We start from the raw sequence: 5,343 nt of genomic DNA, 5'->3' as shown, positions 1-5,343 counted from the left end.
ACACAGTTCCCTTAAGATTTGACCAATCTCGTACCGCTTCTGACCATAAAAGACCTTTCTTCTGTATTTAGGGGCAAATACAATATGATATTTACACTCCCATTTTGTATGTGATAAACTATGTACATCGTGATCTTTCATTACGATATACCTCCTTTGTCGTATTGGTTGCAGTTGACGGACCGCAACTTCATACTTCAAGGGAGGTTTATTAAATCCTTTAAAGACTCATCGCTAAAGCTTTATCGAGCCCCTGGTCTAACCAGGGGTTTTCTATATACAAAAAGCGGCCCGCCATCTGGCAGGCCGCCCGTCCTTCATGATATCCGCTCTGTTATGCCATCACGGCACAAACCGCCGCGTATCGTCCGTCAGTCCGACGGCATGCGTCACATCATCACGGCTCACGACTCATTGACGCGCTTGCCCGTGATGTGCTCCGGCGTCAATTCGAGCATGAGCATGCGCGGCCCGGCGTGCTTTACCTCGTTGTCGAGGTACGCCGCATCATCCGTGAACTTCTCGCCGAGCAGCCGCGCCAGGCGCAGCGAAGCTTCCTCGTCCTCCAGCACGCGCATGCGGCCAAAGACGATGATGCTGCGGAATGTCAGCGACCACTCCACGCCGTCCTCATGGCGCCCCTCGCCCGTGATGCAGTACGACACCTTGTCGCAGGCGCGGATCGCATCGAGCTTGTGCCCCGCCTTCGCGCAGTGGAAGTAGAGCTTGCCGCTCGCCTCATCGTAGTAATGGTCGAGCGGCACCCCGTAGGGATACCCGTCATCCCCGAGCACCGACAGCACCCCGCGCTTCTCCCGCTTCAGGATCGCCACGCATTCCTCCGCCGGAAGCTGCTGCTTAAATCGTCTCATCTTGCGAAACATACGATTACCCCTCTCATCATTCACACCATCTTGACCTCATGACAGGATGGGTTTCCCGCCATCTGACTATAGCGTACCACAGGTCCGCTCCTCAGTCCAACTCCATACGAACGTCACACGCACAGCATACTCCAGATGCATTCCAGCAAAGTCAGGGCCAGCAGGATGTTGATGATCCGGTAATGCTGGAGATAGATTTCGATTTGTCAATATGTAAAACAAAAGATTGCAAATCTAGTGGTTGCCAGACCATCTGCATTGTGTCATGAGAGGTTCTTTTTTACCTTCCTCCAGCTATTATCTCCCTACGGTCGATTCCTGTTTGGCCAAAAAGGCTTCTGCATCTTGGCGAATTTTTTCCAAATCCAGGCCCTGGTCGCGGGCACCGAAAATGCAACCGCAATAGGGCCGGCGGTAGAGGTGGTAGGCTTCGGTCATTTTCGTCAATGTAAGGAAGCCGTTGTTTTTCTTGAAATCCGTCGGCAAATAAGCGTAGCCGTATTGGTCTTCGATGTCCCGACCGACTTCATTGATGACCTGTGAGTTCTTATGGGGGCTGACGGTCAGAGTCGTCGTGAAATAATCATAACCTAATTCCTCCATCTTTTCAGCCGTCGCCTTCATGCGCTGGACGAAGCAGACGCGGCAGCAGGCGCCGCCTTCCGGTTCGTCTTCCAGGCCTGTCCATCAAAAACCATAGTTCATGATTCGTAAAGATCTGCTATTAGACAAGCATGGGCTGTGTTGTTTATGAGGGACTGTCAGATGTTTGAATTTTGTTTTCTCTCTTCATTTGAACGTCAGCCCATTGATACAATGGCTCTAGTGCAGGAATCAATGTCTTTCCCCGTTCTGCCAGTGAATACTCAACCGTTGGCGGTACCGTACTGTACTGCTTCCTTGTGATGAACTTGTCCTGTTCCAGTTCCCTGAGGCATTTCGTCAACATGGTGGCTGTAATGCCTACGACTTTTCTCTCCAGTTCGCGGTACCGGAGTGTCTGATTTTCTGCATCAGCGATATACCACAGAATCGGAAGTTTCCACTTCTGCCCAACCAGTTTCATCGCATAGAGAATGGGACAATCTGTTTCATAAATGTTTTTTTCTTTCGGTAACGGTTTCTTAGCCATTGCAAACCTCCCTAACTATCCATTACTATATATTTTATAGTAGCAAAGAATATTCTTCCTTCTTGTTTTATCTGCGTATCTAATTATAATAAACATATACACAAAAATCAACTTTGAAGGAGAGGTTTCATCATGAAGAAAATATTTGAATCTGCTGCCCTGAAGAATATCCCCCTAAAAAATCGCCTCATCCGCTCCGCTACCTGGGTAGGCATTGCCAACCCCGATGGCAACGTGCCAGAAACAGCATACGAAATATACAAAGAACTGGCAAAAGGCGGAGTCGGTGCCATCATTACAGGCTGTACCAGCGTCGCGCTGCATGACTACTACTATGGCGGCATGATGCGGCTGTGTGATGACTCCCTCATTCCACAGTATAAAAAACTGACGGATATCATCCACGCAGAAGGAATCCCTGTTATCACAGAGCTTGCCCTTGGAGCATACTATCGGGAAGTCAAAGGACGCTTTATGCAAGTCGAACCAGATGATATGACTTCCGATGAGATACAGTATGTAATCCGGCAGTTCATCGATGCCGCCATCCGGGCCGAAAAAGCGGGCTTTGATGGCGTACAGATCCATGCTGCCCACTTCTTCTTCCTGAGCCGTTTTATCAGTCCCGCAGTCAACCATCGTACCGATGAATATGGCGGATCAACGGAAAACCGCTCCCATATCCTTCTGGATATTATGAACGGCATCCGCAAGGCGGCTCCAAAGCTTCATATTACCATCAAGATCAACAGCAGCGATTTTACCCACGGTGGAATAGAAGAGCCAGAATGTCTGGCTATCTGCCAGCTTCTCGATCAGGCCGGCATCGACTCTATCGAGGTCAGCGGAAACAGGCCGTCTGTCGGCAGTATCAAAGCCCATGTGAAGGAAGGATACTTTGTTCCTGTCGCAGCAAAGGTTGCCAAAAGGGTCAGCTGTCCTGTCATCGTAGTCGGCGGTTTCCGGAGCCTGGATGGGATGGAATCTGTCCTGAATCAAACAGATATCGCATTCATCTCCCTTTCCAGACCGCTTCTCAGAGAACCGGATCTGCCGAATAAGATGAAAGCCGATTCGACCATTGTATCCCAATGCGTTTCCTGTAATGCCTGCTACTCATCAAAGGATCACAAATGCGTTTTCAGAAAGCGTGATACATTATGAAAACAAGCTAATCTTCATTGAAAAGACAGGTCATACCTACCGAATGAACCCCCTTGCCCCCTGCCTATCGTTAAGCAAGTATTCCTCGGAAGCCGCACGGGACAAGGCTTTAAGAAAAAGAAAAGGGGTGCATTTGCACCCCCTCGGTGGGGATTTTGCCCCCCTAAATTGGACAGTTCTGTCATTTTTCCATTTGTTCCATTAGCCAGTACGGATTCTTCAAGTGAACATACCCCCGCCTATAGAGGCGGGAGCTTCCTGCTTCGGCGAGAACAGCACCGCTAACTCCGAAGAGTTATGGCGACTTACACTCTCTCCACAGGCGTAGATTCCCGTGCGACCCACGGTACTTTATGAGTTACGCTAGGCAGATATTCGCCTAGCTTCTTCTCTAATGTTTATTGCAGCGTTCTTGTCACGGTTATGATGACTGCCACACTTAGGGCAATCCCATTCCCGCACAGATAAGTCTTTGGTGTTATTGTTCTGGTAGCCACAAACATGGCATAGCTGACTGCTTGGATACCGTTTGTCTATCTTGATAAGTTGCTTACCCTGCCATGCAAGTTTGTATTCCAGCATACTTGTGAACATGCTCCAGCCATTGTCGGATATGGATTTACCAAAGCTGAACTTGCCATCCTTCTTTCGCTTCGCCATGGCTTTTACGCTAATATCCTCTATGCCAATCGCATCATAGCGGTCTGCAAGATAGCGAGCTTTCTTATGCAGGAAGTCACGGCGTTGATTAGCAATTTTCTCATGGAGTACAGCCACACGCAGTCTTTGCTTATTCCTGTTACGGCTCCCTTTTTGTCTCTTAGAGAGTTTTCTTTGTGCCTTGACCAATCTCTTTTCGGCTTTCCGTAAGAAATTTGGATAATCGGCATTGTCCTCATCGGAAGCAACATACAGACCGTGCATAGCAAAATCCAATCCAAGAAAATTCTTCGGTATGATGGAAAGTATTTGGTTTTCATACTCAACCAAAATACTGATATAGTATTTTCCGGACGGTGTTTTACTTATGGTTACAGTCTTTATGGTGCTATTCTCCATCAATGGACGATGCAGACACAGCTTTACCCAGCCTGTTTTAGGCAGTTTGACCTTGTTTCCCTCGATTCTTACAGAGCCATGTTGGTTGTTCGTAGAATATGAAGCATGACCTGTTTTTTTCGACTTGAAGCGTGGCTTGCCAAAATGCTTCCTATTGCTCCAAAAGTTGTTATATGCCTTGTTCAGGTTTATTTGGGCATTGGCGAGAGCAAGGCTGTCAACCTCTTTCAGCCAAGGAAATTCTTTCTTGTACTGTGCAGGTGTATTGTTCAGCCTCTTGCCTGTTTCCTTATAGTAATCAAGACGATCTCCAAGCATCTTGTTATAGATGAATCTGGCACAGCCGAAAGTCTTGGCAAACATAATCTTTTGTTCAGTTGTCGGGCAGAGCCTGTATCGGTATGCCTTATTCACTATAATCTCACCTGCCTTGATGTTCTATGTATTTTCGTGTTGTCTCAATAGGAGCACCGCCTGTTGTCAGCAGGCAATAACTTCTTGACCAAAACATTTCTTTCCACAATTTATGCCTAACCTCTGGAAAATCTTTTTTGATCAGCCTAGAGCTGGCACTTTTATAAGCATTGATGAATTTTGATAGTTCTGTATTGGGATGAGCGCGAAACATGATATGAACATGGTCTTGGTCGTGATTCCATTCCTCCAACGTTATGTTATACGATGAACCAATGCGGACAAAAATATCTTTAGCGTATTGGCTCATTTGGTCAGAGAATACTTTGCGGCGATACTTTACCACCAAAACGAGATGGTAATAGAGTAAGAATACTGAATGGTTATTACTATCCAATTTCATAGTATAATCAATCCTTTCTCATCTACGACTGATTATACTACATAACTATCTACAGAGCAATGGTATGGCTCAATTACTTACATAAATTCGCCATGCCCGCCTTCATCACCCACCTAAGAGGTGGAGGACTTCTGGCGGCTTAGGTTAAAATGCGGCCAGGAATCTTCTCACTTCAGTCAGGAGAGGAATGGCCGCAACGGTAGTCACTTGGAATACTGATTCTGGATGTATTTTGCGACTACTTCCTTGCTCATGTTGCCAAGTGTGCTCATATAGTAGCTGCGTGA

General features: G+C 47.1%; 7 protein-coding genes and 1 pseudogene. 1 reads left to right on the top strand and 7 read right to left on the bottom strand.

The features are described from left to right. The 4 genes from T518_RS11745 to T518_RS11000 form a co-directional block, all read right to left on the bottom strand. Window positions 1-147, bottom strand: a 147-nt coding sequence (locus T518_RS11745; protein ID WP_248617205.1) for a transposase, incomplete at its 3' end; no start/stop codon positions are given. Window positions 148-404: 257 nt separating this feature from the next. Continuing rightward, window positions 405-872 carry a pyridoxamine 5'-phosphate oxidase family protein gene (locus T518_RS11010; RefSeq protein WP_248617204.1) on the bottom strand — a complete coding sequence of 156 codons (468 nt, stop codon included), beginning with the start codon at window positions 870-872 and terminating at the stop codon, window positions 405-407. Between the two features lie 309 nt (window positions 873-1,181). Then, window positions 1,182-1,562: an epoxyqueuosine reductase QueH gene (locus tag T518_RS11005; protein ID WP_211248225.1), complete on the bottom strand. Its 381-nt coding sequence runs from the start codon at window positions 1,560-1,562 to the stop codon at window positions 1,182-1,184. A gap of 70 nt (window positions 1,563-1,632) precedes the next feature. Then, window positions 1,633-2,016 carry a winged helix-turn-helix transcriptional regulator gene (locus T518_RS11000; protein ID WP_036378913.1) on the bottom strand — a complete coding sequence of 128 codons (384 nt, stop codon included), beginning with the start codon at window positions 2,014-2,016 and terminating at the stop codon, window positions 1,633-1,635. Between the two features lie 132 nt (window positions 2,017-2,148). Here T518_RS11000 and T518_RS10995 point away from each other — a divergent pair, with 132 nt between their 5' ends. Beyond that, window positions 2,149-3,180: an NADH:flavin oxidoreductase gene (locus tag T518_RS10995; protein ID WP_036378912.1), complete on the top strand. Its 1,032-nt coding sequence runs from the start codon at window positions 2,149-2,151 to the stop codon at window positions 3,178-3,180. A gap of 363 nt (window positions 3,181-3,543) precedes the next feature. Here T518_RS10995 and T518_RS10990 read toward each other — a convergent pair whose 3' ends face one another. The 3 genes and pseudogenes from T518_RS10990 to T518_RS10980 all read right to left on the bottom strand — a co-directional run. Further along, window positions 3,544-4,653 carry an RNA-guided endonuclease TnpB family protein gene (locus T518_RS10990; RefSeq protein ID WP_036378911.1) on the bottom strand — a complete coding sequence of 370 codons (1,110 nt, stop codon included), beginning with the start codon at window positions 4,651-4,653 and terminating at the stop codon, window positions 3,544-3,546. Between the two features lie 7 nt (window positions 4,654-4,660). After that, window positions 4,661-5,056 (bottom strand): IS200/IS605 family transposase, encoded by a 396-nt coding sequence (gene tnpA, locus T518_RS10985; RefSeq protein ID WP_036378910.1) that lies wholly within the window; start codon window positions 5,054-5,056, stop codon window positions 4,661-4,663. A gap of 203 nt (window positions 5,057-5,259) precedes the next feature. After that, window positions 5,260-5,343, bottom strand: a pseudogene (locus tag T518_RS10980) (IS200/IS605 family transposase); the annotation flags it as partial.

Origin of the sequence: Mitsuokella jalaludinii DSM 13811 (assembly GCF_000702905.1) — a bacterium.
GTDB classification, from domain to species: Bacteria; Bacillota; Negativicutes; order Selenomonadales; family Selenomonadaceae; genus Mitsuokella; species Mitsuokella jalaludinii.
The sequence above is the reverse complement of the archived record's forward strand: the minus strand, read 5'-3'. Positions and strand labels throughout refer to the sequence as shown.